General features: G+C 38.7%; 15 protein-coding genes. 6 read left to right on the top strand and 9 right to left on the bottom strand.

The window, feature by feature from the left end:
• Positions 1-103 precede the first annotated feature (103 nt).
• The 3 genes from J7J00_RS17215 to J7J00_RS17205 are packed head-to-tail and all read left to right on the top strand — an operon-like array spanning position 104 to position 3,770.
• Positions 104-1,582 carry a spore germination protein gene (locus J7J00_RS17215; RefSeq protein WP_214792644.1) on the top strand — a complete coding sequence of 493 codons (1,479 nt, stop codon included), beginning with the start codon at positions 104-106 and terminating at the stop codon, positions 1,580-1,582.
• Between the two features lie 20 nt (positions 1,583-1,602).
• Complete coding sequence (locus tag J7J00_RS17210) at positions 1,603-2,697, top strand: GerAB/ArcD/ProY family transporter (RefSeq protein ID WP_214792641.1); 1,095 nt, start codon at positions 1,603-1,605, stop codon at positions 2,695-2,697.
• Positions 2,694-3,770 (top strand): Ger(x)C family spore germination protein, encoded by a 1,077-nt coding sequence (locus J7J00_RS17205; protein ID WP_214792638.1) that lies wholly within the window; start codon positions 2,694-2,696, stop codon positions 3,768-3,770. Before J7J00_RS17210 ends, J7J00_RS17205 begins: the two co-directional genes overlap by 4 nt.
• Positions 3,771-4,412: 642 nt before the next feature.
• On the opposite strand, the gene J7J00_RS28910 is transcribed toward J7J00_RS17205, so the two are convergent.
• The 4 genes from J7J00_RS28910 to J7J00_RS17185 all read right to left on the bottom strand — a co-directional run bounded on the left by J7J00_RS28910 (position 4,413) and on the right by J7J00_RS17185 (position 8,262).
• A complete protein-coding gene (locus J7J00_RS28910) occupies positions 4,413-4,607 on the bottom strand; it encodes a tyrosine-type recombinase/integrase (protein ID WP_214792676.1) in 195 nt (64 codons plus the stop codon).
• A gap of 99 nt (positions 4,608-4,706) precedes the next feature.
• A complete protein-coding gene (locus J7J00_RS17195; RefSeq protein WP_214792635.1) occupies positions 4,707-4,955 on the bottom strand; it encodes a site-specific integrase in 249 nt (82 codons plus the stop codon).
• A 24-nt stretch (positions 4,956-4,979) separates the two neighbouring features.
• Positions 4,980-5,135 (bottom strand): hypothetical protein, encoded by a 156-nt coding sequence (locus J7J00_RS17190; protein WP_214792632.1) that lies wholly within the window; start codon positions 5,133-5,135, stop codon positions 4,980-4,982.
• A 721-nt stretch (positions 5,136-5,856) separates the two neighbouring features.
• Positions 5,857-8,262, bottom strand: a complete 2,406-nt coding sequence (locus J7J00_RS17185; protein ID WP_214792629.1) for a M14 family metallopeptidase — start codon at positions 8,260-8,262, stop codon at positions 5,857-5,859.
• A 936-nt stretch (positions 8,263-9,198) separates the two neighbouring features.
• On the opposite strand from J7J00_RS17185, the gene J7J00_RS28195 reads away from it, so the two are divergent.
• Both J7J00_RS28195 and J7J00_RS28190 read left to right on the top strand, forming a co-directional pair.
• On the top strand, positions 9,199-9,333 hold the full coding sequence (locus J7J00_RS28195) for a hypothetical protein (RefSeq protein WP_286201431.1): 135 nt from the start codon (positions 9,199-9,201) through the stop codon (positions 9,331-9,333).
• Positions 9,334-9,412: 79 nt separating this feature from the next.
• Positions 9,413-9,718, top strand: a complete 306-nt coding sequence (locus tag J7J00_RS28190) for a hypothetical protein (protein ID WP_286201430.1) — start codon at positions 9,413-9,415, stop codon at positions 9,716-9,718.
• Positions 9,719-9,797: 79 nt separating this feature from the next.
• Here J7J00_RS28190 and J7J00_RS17175 read toward each other — a convergent pair whose 3' ends face one another.
• From J7J00_RS17175 to J7J00_RS17165, 3 genes are all read right to left on the bottom strand, one after another.
• Positions 9,798-11,120, bottom strand: coding sequence for a CitMHS family transporter (locus J7J00_RS17175; RefSeq protein ID WP_214792626.1), 1,323 nt, complete (start codon positions 11,118-11,120; stop codon positions 9,798-9,800).
• Between the two features lie 398 nt (positions 11,121-11,518).
• On the bottom strand, positions 11,519-12,643 hold the full coding sequence (locus tag J7J00_RS17170) for an AbrB family transcriptional regulator (RefSeq protein WP_214792623.1): 1,125 nt from the start codon (positions 12,641-12,643) through the stop codon (positions 11,519-11,521).
• A gap of 47 nt (positions 12,644-12,690) precedes the next feature.
• Positions 12,691-13,551 carry a LysR family transcriptional regulator gene (locus tag J7J00_RS17165; protein ID WP_214792620.1) on the bottom strand — a complete coding sequence of 287 codons (861 nt, stop codon included), beginning with the start codon at positions 13,549-13,551 and terminating at the stop codon, positions 12,691-12,693.
• Positions 13,552-13,798: 247 nt separating this feature from the next.
• On the opposite strand from J7J00_RS17165, the gene tcuA reads away from it, so the two are divergent.
• Positions 13,799-15,310, top strand: coding sequence for an FAD-dependent tricarballylate dehydrogenase TcuA (tcuA, locus tag J7J00_RS17160; RefSeq protein WP_214792617.1), 1,512 nt, complete (start codon positions 13,799-13,801; stop codon positions 15,308-15,310).
• Between the two features lie 154 nt (positions 15,311-15,464).
• Here the strand turns inward: tcuA and J7J00_RS17155 are convergent, their stop codons facing one another.
• Both J7J00_RS17155 and J7J00_RS17150 read right to left on the bottom strand, forming a co-directional pair.
• Entirely contained in the window at positions 15,465-15,611 is a 147-nt protein-coding gene (locus J7J00_RS17155) for a hypothetical protein (protein WP_164468794.1), read from the bottom strand.
• A gap of 57 nt (positions 15,612-15,668) precedes the next feature.
• A complete protein-coding gene (locus tag J7J00_RS17150) occupies positions 15,669-16,796 on the bottom strand; it encodes a 2-methylaconitate cis-trans isomerase PrpF family protein (RefSeq protein WP_214792614.1) in 1,128 nt (375 codons plus the stop codon).
• Positions 16,797-16,931: the final 135 nt, after the last annotated feature.

Below are 16,931 nucleotides of genomic sequence, written 5' to 3'. Positions count from 1 at the left end.
TATTCAACATTGATAAGTGTATAAGTTTTGTTTGCTATACCCATATTAAAATTATTGAATTTACTTTTCCCCAGAGCAATATCAAAGGGAGGTTAAATTTCCAATGCGGAAAACAGATTCAGCTTTTCAAAAAAGCGAGCTTGCCAAGCTTTTAACAGCGTGCGGAGAGTCAGCAGACTTTCTTACTTTCAGGCTTCATGAAAACTCTCCCTTTTTCATTGCCTATTTTAAAACTTTAGTTAAACCAGAGATTATTCACCACGATATACTCCCTACAGTTAAAGAAGATAAGCTTTATACTTTAGGAGAAATAAAAGAAAAGCTATCAATCGAGAATCTTTCTATTACGGACAATATACCGGATATTCAAGATAAATTAATGACCGGAAATTTGATTTTTTACAAGAAAGAAGGGCAGCCTGCCTGTCTGGCTGTTCCGGCACTAGCCGTCGAAAAGCGGCAAGTAGCCACTCCGGAAACGGAATACTCTGTGGTTGGCCCGAAGGAAGCTTTTGTTGAATCACTCGATACAAATATAAATCTCGTGCGTAAACGCCTTCCGATTCTCGAGCTGCAGGTAAAAGAACTGATGGTCGGAAAGTTATCAAAAACCCGGGTCGCGGTCGTCTACGTGAAAGGAATCGCTGACCCGGAAAACGTGAATACGGTCATCCAGCGGATTCAAGGGATTGAATACGATGAAGTTGTAGACAGTTCGTTTCTCAGCCAAATGATCGCCGATAATAAAAACTCGCCATTCCCACAGTTACTCGACACAGAGAGGCCTGATCGGCTTGCCGCAGTACTAGCTGAAGGGAAAGTTGCCATCTTTTCGGACGGATCGCCCACTGCGATATCAGGTCCCGTATCATTAATTACATATTTCGCGGCATTTGAAGACTATCTTTCCATTTGGAATGTCGCATCCGCTTTCCGGCTTCTCCGGCTCCTTGCGGTTATTTTCTCTGTTTTAGCCTCATCGACTTATGTAGCCGTTTTAACTTATCATTATGAAATGATCCCCCGGGATGTACTGAGCTTGCTGATTACATCAAGGGGAAGTATTCCGTTCCCACCCTTTTTGGAAGCTATTCTCCTTGAATTGGCGATTGAGCTTTTGCGGGAGGCAGGCGCCCGGCTGCCGACAAAGATTGGCCAAACGATTGGGATTGTAGGCGGGATTGTGCTCGGAACAGCGGCTGTTCAAGCAGGTTTGACAAGTAATGTACTGCTTATTGTCGTGGCCACAGGGGCGCTTGCTTCTTTCACTACGCCTATCTACCAGCTCAGCAACGCGATCCGCCTGATTCGCTTTCCATTTATCCTGCTAGCCCAGCTGCTAGGCCTTGTCGGAGTCGCCGTCTGCTTTGCTTTTCTTATGTCTCATTTATTAAAGCTGACTTCTCTCGGTCGTCCTTTTCTTGAGCCGATCTATCCTTTGCGCGTTGAGGATTTCAAAGACTCTATTATTCGACTGCCGTTCAGCAAGCAAGCACTACGTCCCCTCCAAATAAGAGCAAAAGACCGTGTGAGATTTCAGCAGGAGGCTCCGCAAAAAAAAGAATGGGATATTGACGACTAATTTGCATATGGAGGTGCTGTATGCTGCCCTTACCGCCGGAGAGCCGGAAAGTCTCTCCTTTCTTTGTTTTTTATCTTATCGTCGCGGCGCAATTTGGCTTGGGCGTTTTCAGCTTTCAACGGTATATTGTTAAAGCCGTGGGCAATGATGCCTGGATTGCTGTTATAATCGCCGGTCTTTCGATTCACATTGTCTTGTGGATGATTTATCAAATATTAAATAAAGGAACGAATGATATTACTGTTATCCACAAGGAACTGTTTGGAAAAGGGCTTGGAGGGCTCCTCAGTTTGGCTTTGATTGTTTATTTGCTGACTTTAGCTGTCTCTGTGTTCCGTAATTATATCGAATTGATTCAAGTCTGGATCTTTCCGCAATTGGAAACTTGGTATATGGCCCTGATTCTCTCTTCGCTCGTTTATGTGTATGTAATCGGAGGCTTTCGAGTCGTTGTTGGGATTTGCTTCCTCAGTTTCATCTTAACGACTCCTATATTTTTTATAATGTTAGAGTTCCCTTTACGGCACGTGCAGTTTTCTCATCTTTTGCCTATTTTGGATCATACCGCAGTTGAGTTCTTATCCGCCTCTAAAAAGATGACGTATAGTTTAACGGGATTTGAAACACTTTTTTTCTTTTACCCTTTTATAAAAAATGCTCCACGCTCGCAAAAGTGGGTACATTATGGAGCGGCGTTCAGTACTTTTAGTTATTTAGTAATAATGATCGTTTCCCTTATGTACTTTACTAAGGCTCAATTACTTGAGTCGATTTGGCCGACATTAACTTTTTGGAAAATTGCTGATTTTCCTTTTCTTGAAAGGTTTGAGTTTATGGGGCTCTCCCTTTGGCTGTTTAACGTTCTTAATAGTGTTTGTTTGCTTATTTGGGCCGGCACTAGAGGACTGAAGCAGCTGTTTACCGTGAAGCAAAAACATAGCCTTATTGTAGTACTCATCATGACAGCTGTGGTGGCTGTTCTCTTGAAAAACCGCGAGCAGATCGAGCAGCTAAATACAATATTGGGCTTCGTGAGTCTTTACGTCATTTATGCCTACATTCCATTTCTCTTCTTTTACCAAATGATTAAAAGTAAAATGAGGCGAACGTCATGAAAAAGTACCTCTTTTGGAGCATCTTTACGCTCATCTTGCTGTTCAATTATTCCCTTGAAACAAAGATACTTGAAGATATCCAGCACGTTTCCGCTATTGGTTATGACTATGTGGACGGGGACCGGATGAAGGGAACAGCCGCAGCTCCTTTTTATCCTGCGGGGATGGATGTTAAGCCGCTCAATGCCTTCTTTACGGCGGTCGGACATACCATTCTAGACATCTTACAAAAGCAGCAGATGGAGGCCCAAAGAAAGCTCGGCACGGGACGTTTGCAAAATTTTTTGATTAGTAAAGAGCTGGCAAAACACGGAGTCGCCGAGCTTACTGATCCGCTTGGACGCTCTACCGATATTGGCAGAGATGTTTACATGGCGGTCGTCGACGGCAGCGTAGAGGAGCTGTTAACTTTTGAGTATCCTAATGCGCCGACATCTGCTGAATATCTTTCCGATTTCATGGAGAGAAATCTGAAAGATATTATTCCTCAGCCAACTGTTCATGCTTTCCTGGATCAATATGACGGGTTCGATCAAGATCCTTTTCTACCTATTATCGGGAAAAAAGACGATCATATTCAATATAAAGGTCTCGCTCTTTTTAAGGATGATCTCTACGTAGGAGCGCTTTCCAATAAGGACAGTTATGTATTTAAACTCTTTTACGAAAAGACTAAAACAGGCACATATGAAATAAGCTTCAAAAATAAAAAGTACATTGCTACTGAAAATATTCGATCCAAAGTGAAATATAAAGTGTCCGGCAGTCAAGACAATCCGCGGGTGTCGGTTCATGTCTCGGTGATAGGAGAGGTTAAAGATGCTTCCAGCGTGTTGAAGAAAGGGATCACCATGAAAGAAGTGGAGCAGGAATGGAGCAAAGAGACGACGAAAAGAGCGGAAAAAATGATGAGAAAATTTCAGGGGCTAAAGATTGATCCGCTCGGAATCGGCGAAAAAGTCCGGAGTCATTTTCGGAACTTTGATAAAGAAGCATGGAAAGGCCGCTACCCAACCGTTCCTGTTGAATTTGATATGAAGGTTCGTATTGTGGACACCGGCATCACCGAATAGAAAGTGACGTCAAAAAAGGGAGTGACCCAAAAGGAGCTAAAATCGTCCCATTGAGGCGCTCCTCTTTTTCCCTCCCTTTCAATTTACTTCAAGTAATTGGACTATATTTTGCAGAAAAAGCAAGAAGAATATGAGCTCTAAATAAAGAGCCTAAACATAATATACTAGGCGGTATAACAATGAACGATTCCAAGGAAATGATTGTTCAAAATAAAAGGAAGTGAATTTATTAAAGAGTAAATGTATTTGAGTATAAGTCATGCACTCGATTTTTTATTTGATACTCGATCAACATAATGGAGTTAGTATAGTTTCATGGACACATTTTAGTTAAGTCCTTACAAAAAGCCTTTAATATGGAGCAGGGTAAGGAAAAGTTCCTTACCCTGCTCATGAAAATGCTCATAATTTTGCTCATAGTCTTTTTCTCTTTTGTATTAAATTATTTTAAGTGAAAGATAAAAAACCTTTAATATCAATGAATCTATAAATCTATTTTTTTTATTATTATTTATCTTGATTAATGAGCGGCATGATGTAATAAGGGGTTAAAACCTTGTTATATCAACGTCTAAAATGATAATATGCTATTCTTGTCCTCGTTTTTTTTAAAAACACGGCAACCTGTGACAAAAAAGCTAACTATAGGAGAAGGTCTTTCATCAGTTTGCTAAACTGTTGGGAGGCCTTTTCTTCCATATTGGCGGTCATGTGAGCATAGATATTCATTGTAGTATTAATATCTGTATGTCCAAGTCGCTGTTGTATTTCTTCAATGCCAACTCCAGCTTCAATCAATAATGAAGTGTGCGTATGTCTAAATGAGTGTGGAGTAATGTTCTTAGCCGGGTCTCAATAACTTTTTTTAATTGTGGATGCCCATTCTCTCGAGCGAAAATAAATCCGTTATCTTGGTAAACAAGTCTGTTTTTTAATTTAATTTTGTTTAAGCCGATGCTTCTTTAACATGTTGATCAGCATTTCATCAATCCTGATTGTTCGGACAGAGCCCTTTGTCTTTGGCGTTAAAAGCTGATATTTTTCAAAATGATTGTTAGGGTTATAAAGAGTTTTAGTAACTCTAATAGAACCTTGCTTTTCATTAAAATCCCCCCATTTTAAGGCCAATAATTCACCTATTCGTAATCCGGTATAGGAAAGTACCGTGAAGACAAGATGATCCATTTCAAGCCCGTCTGTATAGGATAATTAAAGAAAATGGGCAAGCTCCTCTTTTTCAAGAAAGACAATATCCTCTTCTGCTTTCTCCAGTTCTTCAACACTTTGTTGCTTTTTAGGCATTTTGAAATCCTCAGTAGGATTTTTTTTTATCAGTCCTTGAGTTAATGCTTTCCGAAAAATCATTTTTCCACAAGTATGAATACCATCCATATAATTTTGGCTGTATTTTTCGTTTAATTCCAGAATCCTTTCTTCATACATTTTCTAAGTAATGCGGCTGATTGGATAAGGTCCCCAAACAGAGGTAAAATGCTTCTTTTCCTTTTCTCGGGCTCTTACGCTACTAATCTTGACGCCAAGAGTGGCAAGATAGAGTTAAAAGGCATGAAGAAATGGAAAGCCTTTCTCCCGCTATCGAAGAAGGAGATTTGCAAGCTTGCATTCGCTATTCCCAGCTGTGTGAGGAGAGTGTTGTTGACTGGACATTTTCTTACCGGGATATTTATATAAGGTTGCCAAGGATATGAACCGAGATATGAGGGTGAAACAGGGATCGATGTTTGGTATCACAATCTAAAGGCGACATATAGATATCTGGAAGAAAAGGGGAAGGTTACGAATACGAAGGAGCCTGTTTTAAAAATTTGGAAACCATAGTATTTCTATATAATTACAGTTGAAAAGTGCGATAATTTGTACTAGGGTTATCGCCATTAATCCTATTAAGCTATGTGACAACGGGATTGGAATAGCAGAAGCATTTGCTAGAGGTTTGTTGATTTTATGGCCACCTATTAAAGAGGCTGAAATATAAAAAGAAGGCCCAATATAATAGAAAGTCTATCAGTTCAAAGGTACCAATGAAAAAGGAGTTGACCCCGTAAGGCCAACCCCTTGCAAACCGTTATTTTATTGTAAGCGTTACAGAATTATAGTTTTTCCCATTACCAAGTGGATTGTAGTTTTTCTCAATGTTTCCTGCGGCGTCCACAGTGAAATAATTGATGGTTGTAGTCTTTTCAATTTTTAATGTTTCTGCAAATTCACGGGTGCCGCTTAATTTAATTTTAGCTGATTGGAAGGTTGGGCGGCTGCCGTCAAGAGTATAATAAATGGTGGCTGGCTCACTTGTTTCAATCTTAACATCAACCGGACCTGTGTATTTACCGTTTCCAGGTGTAGCTTTTGAGGAAGGCGGCTGATGGTCTTTTGCACTGTTGTAGGCTACTTTAATTAAGCCAATCAACCCATTGGCAAATTCCATTGCTTCTTCATGACCTTCTACAAAGGCTGGCTGGAATCCAACTGCCTGCCATCTTTTTGTATCCTTATTCCATAAATCTGCCCCTACTTCGAAGTTCCAGGCATAAATCCCCTTTTCATACCATAGGTAGTCCGCAGAGTTACCTGCAGCAGAGTATAGTACGTCAGGAATTGGACCTGTACGGCTAGGTAGAATGACCGTTCCGCGGTGGTCTTGAATATCATTTAAGATGTTATCAGAAGCTGCCCAGTAAAACGCTTCTTCACCAGCTGATGGGCGTGGCAGTGTTGTACGTTTTGAATCGTAAGCACCAGGGGACCACATGAAGTAGCCGCCATAACTATGAATATTCATTGCAAACTTAATATTTGGGTTTTTGTCAGCAAGCCAGACAAGGTTTCTTCCTTCAGGCTCAGAGTTTTCAGCTGGTCCAGCGTAAGTTTCTCCCGTACAACTTGTACCTCCGCCAATATAGCCATCAAAAACGGAACCAACAGAATGGTTGCGGTTAAGGTCAACTCCCCAATTATTACGGTACCCAGGATCAGAGGCAGTGGGACCACAGTGATTGGTCATATTCTTACGCTGCATATTGTAATCATTGAAGCTGTAATTAGCACCATCAGGGTTTACTGAAGGTACAAGGAATATATCAAGATTATCGACAAGCTTTCTTGTCTCACTATCTTGACTATAGTTTCGCAGTAGTCTTTCCGCCGTTTCGATTGTTACGAGTGGGGTCACCCATTCACGGGCATGCTCCTGAGCATATCCAAGAATACCTGGTTTAGAACCGTCACGATGCTTGCCGATTCGGATCGCTTTTACTGTAAAAGGATCACGGGAAACGTCTGGCCCAGCTTTCAAGCCGTCAGTTAATATCGCAGCATTTGTAGTTGGTGCGACAACACCAGCACCAGTATTACCGCGGTATGTAGTCGCAGTGACAAGTTGGCTAGCATTCTCATTCAGTGCTTTAACCACTTGTGCGGCAGTACTTGTTGCCTTTCCTGACGAATCAGTAGCTAAAGCTACTAAAATCTTGGTACCATCCACAGTCACTTTTAGTGGTGCATTATTGGTTCCCGGATTCTTGAATTCTACCGATTCATCATTCCCGCCTTCATGCCCCCATACTTTTGAGGAAACAACAACTGCGAGATTGGTCGTGCCGCCGATAGTTGCTTGGGCAAGACGTCTGTAACCATTTGTTTTATTTGGCAGATCAATGATTTCTACCAAGTTCGGGAATTCTTTTGAAAGTTTTTCGGCACGTTCATATAATTCATTTGGTGCCATATAGTGGTCAACAAAATCCGTAACATAATCTGTTTTTGGATGTTTCGGCTCTTTCCCTAACCATTCAGTAATGGTGCTCGTTGCTGTTCCTCCAAGATTACTTTCAATTTTAACAGATGAAGGAATGGCGCTAACTGGTAAAAGCAAATAGTGATATAAATATTCACCGTAATCTACCAATCTAGAAAGTGTAGCAGATTTTTCCTCACCGTTCTCGGTCCAAGTTGCTTTAAGTGCTGTGCTAGCAGTCGCACCGGCGCTTGATTTTACTTCGAGATATAGGAAGGTGCCTGATTGATTGGTAAAATGGTTTGCCCTAAGGACTTTAAGTGTATCCTCGGAAGCTGCCAGACTGGCTTGCAGCTGGACAGTAGATTGCCGCTCTGCCACGCGTGTGTTCCATTGATTTTCGGTGATCAGGGTCTCTTTTACATTGATGCCAAAGGTCTTTAACATGGCAATTTCTGTTGGTGTGACAACGGCATCCACTTCATAGACTCCGTCGTGTGCTTCGATTCTGTGGGTAAGGTCAATTCCAAGCTCAAGAAGCTTGTCCTTTGCCTTATCATTTGGTACTACAAGTTGAACAATTGAGACCGATTCTTCCTTAGGAATCTGCTGGTCAGGTTGTTCGACCGCTGCAACCGGAATACTTAGGCCTGTATAAAATGTAGAGAACCCTAGTCCGGTTATGGCAGTCATCACCACTAAATTCCTTTTCCATTTCTGCTTTTTCTGTTTTGTCAAAAACTGCACCCCCAAAATGCTAGAAATTTTAATACAAGCTTATTGTAAATTGAATGTACTTAATATCTTGTCGTAAAATCAGGGGCAGTTAAAAATCCGCTCTACAAAAATTTTATTGAGAAAATATAATACTTTATTTTAGAAGATGAAATTTTAGGCTGTTTTTCCTATTTAAAAAGTACTGTGCCGCTCGAAATCTAGTAATTTTAGGAGTACAAAATTACTAGATTTTATTCCATTATAATACCCATAAACTGTATATTGGTAATCAACTGTTTTTATTGTTTAATATTGTTTAATATTGTTGCTGTTTGTTTAATTTTGTAAAAGGAAAGTTGTAATATATTTCATGTGAATTGCGGCTCTAATGTTAAAAACCATTAAATGCCTATCAACCTTTGTGCCAGTCCAACATTTAATAAAGAAACAAGAATTATGATGAATAGGAATGATGGGGAATGGCAAAAAGAAACCGAGGAAAAACAATCAGCTACTTGCCTTCAAATGGCAGAGGGACATGCCCACTGTGTGAAAGAACAGGAGTAAAGCTTCTCTACCCGCACAAAACTGAAACAAACCAAACCATCAAAGTCTGCAAAAACTGCCGCCATAAATAAAAATCTCATAGTATAAAAAATCACATTCAGCAATTGAACGTAAAAATGAAACCATGGAAATGGAAGCTATTACTATGGTAAAAGCGCTACAAGCAAGTAACAACCGCACAGAAGCAGAATCTGCTATTTAAAAACCGAATATAGTCTATTACATGAGAATGTATGAGAATCTATTGAACTCTAGTGGATTACCATATATTCTCTTTTTTTAAAAACTAGTATTACCCTACCCTACCAGGGATTATTACATTTAATGATTGGGCGTGTTATATGACGAAGAATACAACAAATCCAATCCACCACATTAAGGAGGTGAACTATGACACATAGCAAAGAATACGCTGAAATTGGAGATATTGTAATAATTGATCATGGAATCCTTGGTAAGTATGGTTATAAAGTAACCAATGATTTTCTACATTTTCAAATACCTTCTCCAAATAAATTTCTGTAGTGGAAAGCTGCTCGTGGCCCAGACTCTTCATAATCTGATAGACATCTACTCCATTTAAGTGAGAAATGATGGCAAAAGTATGCCTAAAGGTATGAGGCCAACTGAAGTAACAAGGAAACTCGGATTTTTTGTTCAAAGTGTCTATAAGTATATTCAAGAGGGGGCTATAAAAGCAAAGGTGGTACCCTTTGGGGATGGGAGGACAATCTATGTCATATCTGAAACAGCTTATGAAGAAGCGGACGGTTTACTGAAACCATCTGAAACCCAACGTCCAAAACGATTTGAGTATTATCAATCTAGGCAGGATATCGTCTTATTTCAGAAATTCCATTCAAGCAAGGTTCCTAAAGCACGTGTTATACAATTATGGAACTTTATCTGACAATAAAGTTGTATCAAATTATCTTGCTGAAAAATGCCACAAAAGTCCTTGCAAACAAGTATGCAAGGACTTTTATAATTTACATAAAAGAAATAGCACCGCTAATTATAGCTAAAACAGTTAAGATTAACGATGTCAAGATGGCCCATTTGTATGCAAATTTCTGATATTCTCCAAGGTCTTTTTCAACCATACCAGCTAATAGAATGGTTGATGCAACAAGCGGACTCATTAAATGAGCGGGTTGTCCCAATATAGAAGCCCGAGCAATTTCTAACGGACTAATTCCATAGGCTGAAGCTGCTTCTGCAAGAATAGGGAGAACTCCGAAATAATAGGCATCATTCGATAAAACGAAAGTGAATGGCATACTTGTAATGCCAACAATGACAGGAAAAAATTGACCTAATGAAGCAGGTATTATCGAAACCAGTCCATTAGCAATAGCATCAACCATTTTTGTACCGGAAAAGATTCCTGCAAATACTCCTGCAGCAAAAACTAACAGAACAACAATTAAGGCGTTTCCAGAATGTGCTAAGATGCGTCTTTTTTGCATTTCCAGATTGGGGTAGTTAATCATTAAAGCAATAGCGAAACCGACCAAAAATAAAATAGGGGAAGGTACTAATCCCATAATAAGAATAACCATAATGCCTACTACAATGAATAAGTTAACCCACAATAAATGAGGACGTTTAATGTCAATGTGTGAGACTATCTCAGTGGCTTCATTTTCTACAGTAGCAGCTATTTCAATATTTAACTCTTCTATGTGTATTACACCCAGTCTTTTACGTTCTTTTGTCCCTAAAATAAATGCGACGAAAATAACCCAAAGAGCACCACAGATCATGGTTGGAATAAGTGGAACGAAAAATTCGGATGCATCAAGCCCCAATACTGCGATTGCCCGTGTAGCAGGTCCACCCCAGGGGGTCATTCCACTCATAACACTTAAAGCTAGCATGGCTACTGTGGCTAAAACCAATGGATTCATACCGATTCGTTTATAAAGTGGATACATAGCTGAAACAGTAATGATATACGTTGTTGTTCCATCTCCATCTAGGGCAACGAGTAATGCAAGAATTGTGGTACCTACCGAAACTTTGACAGGATCTCCCTTGACAACTTTTAATAATTTTTTGATCAATGGGTCAAATAAGCCTGTGTCTATCATAATACCAAAAAATAATATGGCGAATAATAATAGAGCAGCAGAAGGAGCGACTAGCTTAATGCCTTCCATCATCATAGTGCCAATTTTACTTCCAAAACCACCAACTCCTGCAAACACGATCGGAACTAAAGTTAAAGCAACAATGGGTGATAAACGTTTGGACATAATTAAATAGGTAAAAACGGTAACCATGGAGATGCCTAAAATTGTAAGAAACATTATTAAATCCCCTCCCAAATTTTGAATGCGCTTTCAATTGATCTCTGGATGACTAAGAATTATTTTGTGACTCTTCAGAAAAATTAACTGGTAGATTAATAAGTTTTACACTATGCAGATGCGCTTTTCTTTATTAAAGGTAATACAGGGAGAACAATAAGTTAAATACATATTTTTTTTGTATTGGTATCAAAATAATTTATTTTTAAAAAAAGATTGGGGAGGAGAGCAAAGAAAGCCAAGGGATAATTGATACAATAAAGAAACTTTTAAAAATTTAATGCTATTTTTAGTATTTAAAAAGAAGGTCATCATCTAAATATTGTGGATGATAACCTTCATTTCTTTATAAATCAGACTTTTTCAGTGTCCTTGAGCACAGCTCTCTCCTTTTTTATTTAACATTTAGTTTTAACGTTACTGTTCTTGTCTTTTTTTCTTAAACTTAATTTTAATACCAATCTTAGTAATGGAGGCACTGCGGCATAAATAAAAGCCATCCGAAATAGTTGATAGCTGGTAACAGTAGATACATCAGCATTTACTTCTTGTGCAATGATTCCCATTTGATCCATTCCACCAGGGGCTAAACTTAAAAAACCCGTAATAGTCGATAAATCATAATACTGGGTCAGTAGAAAACTAAAAAACATTGTTGCGCAGATCAAAATTAGTCCGTTCATCAAAGCCAATAATAAGGTTTTTCTTTTGTTGTCAAGTTGTTCCGGTTTTAATAGTAAACCAATATAACCGCCAACCATAAATTGAGATATATCAAGAAGTGAAGGAGGAAGTGGTGGTCCCTGCAAACCAAAAAGGCCTACTGCAGCAACAGCGATTACTGGTCCTAAAAAGTAAGGAGCTGGTAATTTGAATATTTTACCTATTCTTGCTGCGAGGAAACAAATAAGCGCGAACAGAAAGATAAGAGGAAATAAATCACTCCACTCTGGAATAACGTTATCCATTATTTTAGATGAGTCATTGGTACTTTTCGCTGCAAAAATAGGACTGAAAATTAAAAGGGGAACTAAGAAAACAACCATTATCACTCTTGTAACATGGAAAAAGGTTACTGTCGTAATATCAATGCCTTTCATTTCTTCTGCAAACACAACAATTTGTGACAAACCTCCAGGTATACTACTTGTTAAGGAGGTAGGATAGTCAACGCCGGAGTATTTTGACATAACAAAAGCTGAACATACACATACAAGGACAATTAAGGTTGTAAGGATCAACATTGAGGGAAGGTGACTAATCATGTCAGACAGTGAGCTCTTGGTAAAAGAGATGCCAATTGAATAACCTACAATAATTAATCCAGTATTTCTCATCGAAACGGGCCAAATTAATTTAACGTTTTTGAAACGTGATGCAATTAATAGGGCTGCCATTGGACCTAGAAGCCAGGGGATTGGCAACCTGATAAGAGAGAAAAGGCTGCCTCCAATAAAAGCAGTTAGAAGTGCAGCTGAAAATTGGATTGTCTTGCTAGCATTATTTAAATCCCACTTTTTCATATTAATTCTCTTCCTTTGTACTAGTTTTATTTCGATTCGTCTTATTTCTATTGTTTAGAATCATTAAGAAAATCAATAAATGCTTTTACTTGTGCCAAATCCATAGTCACATCCCGATAAAAAACCCAAGTTTCTCTAAGCAAATAGCTATTATCGCTTAATACAATGGGGAAAGTATACAGTGGTTCCTCAGGTTTAATACAGATTTCTGGTAAAATGGCATATCCTAAACCATTAAGAACCAGTTCTTTACATGTTTCAATCCGATCTACCTCCATTGAAATCTTAGGTGGTACCGCAAATGTTTCCTGCCACCAGTTTTCAATAGTATTCCTTAACGATTGGTCTGTCTGATAATTAACTCTAGGAAGAAAAGGAAGTTCTTTTAAATCAATTTTTTTACTGGAGGCAATACAAATCTTTTCTTCTTGAAATAACACTTTATTTTCCTGCCATTTGTAAGGGCCTCTAACTATCCCGAGGTGTGCTTCTTCTTTTTGAAGCATTTGATGAATTTGAGAACTCCATCCAGTTTTCAAACTAATTTCAACCTCTGGATATATGGTTAGAAATTCTTTTAATAATACTGGTAGTTTATAACGGGCAAACAAGCCAGATACACCCAATCGCAAAGTTCCTTTCACTTTTTTATCCAAATTTGAAATATGTTCTTTTGCAGCTCCTAATTGCTTACGCATATTTTTCGAATATTGAACGAGGTATTCCCCTTCAACTGTAAACTCGACACCTCTTTTGCCTCTAGAGATTAAATTTGTTTTGAACTCTTTTTCCAGCTGTTTTATACGATAGGATAAAGCTGGCTGAGAAATAAATAGTCGTTGTGCCGCCTTTGTTATATTTCTTTCTTCGTAGAGAGTAATTAAAATAAGCCAGTCTTTTTCATCCATAAAATTTTTCTCCTTTAACCATAAAAAATATTTATGGGTAATTATAAATAATAATAATTTATTTGATTTCTAAAAGTATAATACAACTAATGAATGTAAAGCAATAGACTCACTATAGTTCGCGTTTACTGCATTTTTTCATAAATTTTTTTTATGGCAATGAATAAAAAAACAATATTATTTTTATTCATTATTTTCACTTATTATTTACATTAAGAGTTATCACTACTTAACAGGAGGGGTAAAAATGGTAAATACACAAAATTATGATGTAGTTGTAGTAGGGGCAGGAAACGCAGCTTTATGTGCCGCAATCTCAGCAAAAGAGGGCGGAGCTAGAGTTCTTGTATTAGAACGAGGACCATTGGAAAAGCGTGGAGGAAACTCTTTCTTCACAGATGGAGCCATACGTGTTGCCTATAATAATTTAGACGCAATCAGAAAAGTAATACCTGAATTAACAGACGCAGAAGCCGAGTTAATTGTTATGCCTGAATACACTGAATCTGATTATTTAGATGATTTAATGCGAGTAACAGGTGGACAGAGTAATCCTGAATTAGCAAAACAGCTGGTTACTAAATCTTATGAAACAATTGCGTGGATGCGTGATCAGGGAATAAAATTTGAATTGAATTATGAAAATCAATCTTTCGTACAAGATGGCAAGCGCAATTTCTGGGGAGGACTGCCTATCAAAACGGAAGATAAAGGCGTTGGTTTAATGAGACAGCTCTTTGCGCGGACAGAAGAAATTGGCATTGACGTTTGGTACGATTCACGTGCTGTGGAGCTTGTATCAGAGAATAACACAATATCCGGTGTCGTTGTTGAGAAAGATCATACAATGGTAACAGTTCAGACATCCGGTGTGATTTTAGCTTGTGGCGGCTTTGAAGCCAATAAGAAAATGAGATGTGAAAATATTGGTGAAGAATGGGAAGCGGCAATTGTTCGTGGAACCGAGTTCAACACAGGAGACGGCATTTCCATGGCTATGGCAATCGGGGCTCAAAAATTTGGGCAGTGGTCTGGATGTCATTCGATTGGGACAGATTATAACGCTCCAAAAGTAGGAGACTTCACGAAGCCAGGAGATATTTTTAAAAAGCATTCTTATCCGTACAGCGTCATGCTTAATAATGAAGGGAAACGTTTTGTTGATGAAGGAGCAGATTTGCGAAATTACACCTATGCCAAATACGGCCGTGGGGTATTAAAACAGCCTGGACATGTGGCATATCAAATTTATGATGCACAGGTACGCCCGATGCTGCGTAAAGAATATGACCTTGAAGAAGCGACTATTTATAAAGCAGATACACTTGGAGAGTTGGCAAGTTTACTGCCGGTCAATCAAACACAATTCCTTAAAACGATCGAAGAATATAACAGTGCCGTTCAAGATGGCGAGTATAGACCCGCAGAGAAAGATGGCAAAGGAACGAAAGGAATTACCCCTCCTAAATCCAACTGGGCACTTCGAATTGAGCAAGGGCCATTCTATGCTTTCCCTGTAACGTGCGGAATCACCTTCTCGTTCGGTGGTTTGCATGTAGATGCTACGGGTCATGTGTTAAACAAAGAAGAACAACCGATAAAAGGTCTCTTTGCGGCTGGTGAAATGATTGGGGGGATTTTTTATGAAAACTATCCTGGTGGATCCGGGTTAATGTCTGGAGCAGTCTTTGGGAAATTAGCTGGTTCATCCGCAGCCCACTATATTCAAGAAAAGGTTGAAGCGATCAATAATCATTGAGTCTTTTTCTTGCATAGTTAATTAGATAAAAATGTGTTCAAAAATTCTAGGGATACATTAAATAGAAGAATGAAAAACAGCCAAGGCTTAAAAAAGTTCTTGGCTGTTTGGTACTTCAAATATTAAAAGTCTTTATGCATTGATTAAAACTCACTTATACAAAACAAGGATCATTGAAGTAAACTATTTCGGAAAGAATTTTAGTGCCTTTCATATTTTTAAATAGTTCCTTCGCTTCTTTTTCTGTGTCAAATTCAAAAATTTTAATATTTCCTTTTAAAAAGACAGTGATGACCCACATTGAAAAGCCTCCAAGTGATAGATGATTTTTTTGCTGTAATTTGCAAATCAATTCAAATCAAGCTAATTGATAGGAAAGCTCGTAATTTTTTTTCGTGTACACGTATCCCTCTAAAATGATTCTCGCTGTGCGTACCACTTTAATAGCGCGTATGTGTCCTGCCAAAAAATCAACTTTTGTTTCCATTATCCCCGCCGGGTGGGCTAATCGAAAAATTTCCTGTTTAATGTTCACCATCTCAGATAAAATCGTTTCCTGTAAGTAAGCTCCTGCAGTTGCACAGATGGCTCCTGTAATAGCAAGCGCTTGATGGGGCTTTTGCATCGACATCATTCTGATCATCAAATCCATCTCTGACGCTTTTCTTACTGCTCCGTTTAGATCGACGTAATCCATAGGAGGAGCAATCAGGGTCATTTTAGGCACAGCAGGAGATTTGACAGTTGCTGATTTCTTATCGGAAAATTGACACATTTCAGCTGCAATCGACCGGATTTCTTCTAGTTCATTTAATTTTTCCTGTGAATAATCAGTGGGCAATTCGCTTCCGTTTAGACCAATATCCTGTGCCTTTACAAAAACAAGTGGATTGGCAACATCAATGATTGAAACTTGAATCAGTCGATCCTTCGTTTTAATCATGTCAATCGGATTTCCTGTAGGGAAAAGTTTTCCTGTAACTGCTCCTTCAGCACGAGTAAAAGAAAGATAGATAGGTGATCCTTTACCAGGCACGCCTGGAATTGAGCAGCTGCCTTCTTTTTTCACTTGTCCATTTTCAACCTCTACTTCTGCAATTATCAATTTCTGTGTATTCGTGTTAAAAATCCTCACCGTTGTAACAGGTTCCTTTGCCGGAACTAATCCGTGCTCAATTGTGTAAGGTCCTACAGCAGATGAAATATTACCACAATTTCCTTTAAAATCAACCATTTGATTATCGATGCTGATCTGCGCAAATGTATATTCCACATCGAATTCTGGTGAATCCGATTTTTTGATAATCGCTGCTTTACTTGTCAATGAATTCGCTCCTCCAAGACCATCAATCTGTCTCCGATCCGGACTGCCCATCACGTCAAGTAAGAAACCTTCCCAGTGTGAGCGATTCGAAGGCATATGTTCAAAGTTAAGGAACACACCTTTACTTGTTCCGCCGCGCATTACAACTACTGGTACTTTCATTGTATAACCACCTTTTCTCAACCAATATTTATAGCACTACCTGTTCCTTTGAAAATATAGTATGATAAGTTCATTCATAAGTAAAATACATATTTTTTTAATAAAAATGATAAAAAAACTTATAATCAAAAAGTG

Source organism: Bacillus sp. ISL-4, from assembly GCF_018613275.1.
GTDB classification, from domain to species: Bacteria; Bacillota; Bacilli; order Bacillales; family DSM-1321; genus Peribacillus; species Peribacillus simplex_E.
The sequence above is the reverse complement of the archived record's forward strand: the minus strand, read 5'-3'. Positions and strand labels throughout refer to the sequence as shown.

What these genes read in the sequence shown, in the direction of transcription:
- J7J00_RS17215 (WP_214792644.1), top strand. Translation starts at nt 104, where the DNA reads ATGCGGAAAACAGATTCAGCTTTTCAAAAAAGCGAGCTTGCCAAGCTT.
- J7J00_RS17210 (WP_214792641.1), top strand. Translation starts at nt 1,603, where the DNA reads ATGCTGCCCTTACCGCCGGAGAGCCGGAAAGTCTCTCCTTTCTTTGTT.
- J7J00_RS17205 (WP_214792638.1), top strand. Translation starts at nt 2,694, where the DNA reads ATGAAAAAGTACCTCTTTTGGAGCATCTTTACGCTCATCTTGCTGTTC.
- J7J00_RS17195 (WP_214792635.1), bottom strand. Translation starts at nt 4,955, where the DNA reads ATGGATCATCTTGTCTTCACGGTACTTTCCTATACCGGATTACGAATA.
- J7J00_RS17190 (WP_214792632.1), bottom strand. Translation starts at nt 5,135, where the DNA reads ATGATTTTTCGGAAAGCATTAACTCAAGGACTGATAAAAAAAAATCCT.
- J7J00_RS28195 (WP_286201431.1), top strand. Translation starts at nt 9,199, where the DNA reads ATGACACATAGCAAAGAATACGCTGAAATTGGAGATATTGTAATAATT.
- J7J00_RS28190 (WP_286201430.1), top strand. Translation starts at nt 9,413, where the DNA reads ATGCCTAAAGGTATGAGGCCAACTGAAGTAACAAGGAAACTCGGATTT.
- J7J00_RS17175 (WP_214792626.1), bottom strand. Translation starts at nt 11,120, where the DNA reads ATGTTTCTTACAATTTTAGGCATCTCCATGGTTACCGTTTTTACCTAT.
- J7J00_RS17170 (WP_214792623.1), bottom strand. Translation starts at nt 12,643, where the DNA reads ATGAAAAAGTGGGATTTAAATAATGCTAGCAAGACAATCCAATTTTCA.
- J7J00_RS17165 (WP_214792620.1), bottom strand. Translation starts at nt 13,551, where the DNA reads ATGGATGAAAAAGACTGGCTTATTTTAATTACTCTCTACGAAGAAAGA.
- tcuA (WP_214792617.1), top strand. Translation starts at nt 13,799, where the DNA reads ATGGTAAATACACAAAATTATGATGTAGTTGTAGTAGGGGCAGGAAAC.
- J7J00_RS17155 (WP_164468794.1), bottom strand. Translation starts at nt 15,611, where the DNA reads ATGTGGGTCATCACTGTCTTTTTAAAAGGAAATATTAAAATTTTTGAA.
- J7J00_RS17150 (WP_214792614.1), bottom strand. Translation starts at nt 16,796, where the DNA reads ATGAAAGTACCAGTAGTTGTAATGCGCGGCGGAACAAGTAAAGGTGTG.